The organism is Allobosea sp. 05T433, from assembly GCF_056396065.1.
This window is the reverse complement of sequence record NZ_JBFTKS010000109.1, coordinates 1-874: the sequence shown is the minus strand read 5'-3', so window position 1 is coordinate 874 and position 874 is coordinate 1. Positions and strand designations below refer to the sequence as shown.

At 62.2% G+C, this 874-nt stretch carries 1 protein-coding gene; it reads right to left on the bottom strand.

Annotation, left to right across the window (positions count from 1 at the left end):
* The coding region (locus AC1DGP_RS35240) for a calcium-binding protein (protein WP_476833293.1) at positions 1 to 874 on the bottom strand (874 nt) is incomplete at both ends.

Sequence of the window (874 nt, the reverse complement as noted above, 5' to 3'; positions counted from 1 at the left end):
CATTTCATCCTGGGCACGCATGCCAACCAGATGGTCGGAGCCGCCGCCCGTATTGAGCACGACGTGGTGGGCCGATTCGAGAGCCGTCACGTCGACCGTGTCGTCACCTGTGCCGGAGTTCACCGTGATGGTGTTGAAGCGCAGATCCGAGGGGGTCAGGTTGCCGACCACGAGGACGCTGTCATTGCCGCCACCGGTATTGATCGAAATCTCTTCGATCTGATCCAGCTCGGCCACGACCGAGGCCGTRCCCGTGCCGTTGCGGGTGATCACGATATCCGTGTTGGCRTTGAGATCGCTGGCGAGATTGCCTGCGACTTTCAGCCACTCGAACCTGGAATAGATCGAGAAGACCTCGTCCGAATTGTCSCCGGTGATGCTGAAGGCATCGCCGACCGTTCCGTTGGCCCCGCCATTGACGACRTCGCGGCCATCGCCGACCCGCCAGACGATGGCGTCGTCACCRGYGCCGGCATTGATCGTATCGTTGCCYCCGAGGCCGAAGATCAGGTCGTTGCCAGCCGAGCCGGTGATCGTCGTCCCGGCTGCCGTTCCCAACTGGGTGGTGTAGGCCGTCGCGCCGAACTGAACCTTTTCGATCGTCGTCAGCGTGTCGCGGCCATCGGCATCGCTTGTAATGGTCAGCACGCCCGCRTTKGTCGTGGTGAGGGTATGGTCGAGCACCGATCCGGTGAACACCGCCGTATCCGTGCCGGCGCCGCCGGTCAGTGCGTTGTTGCCGGCATTGCCGGTGAGGATGTTGTCGCCGGTATTGCCAGTCGCGTTGACATTCGCGGTTCCCGTCAGCGTGACGTTCTCGACATTGGCATAAAGTGCGAGGTCGAGATTGACCGTGCGAGGTCGAGATTGACCG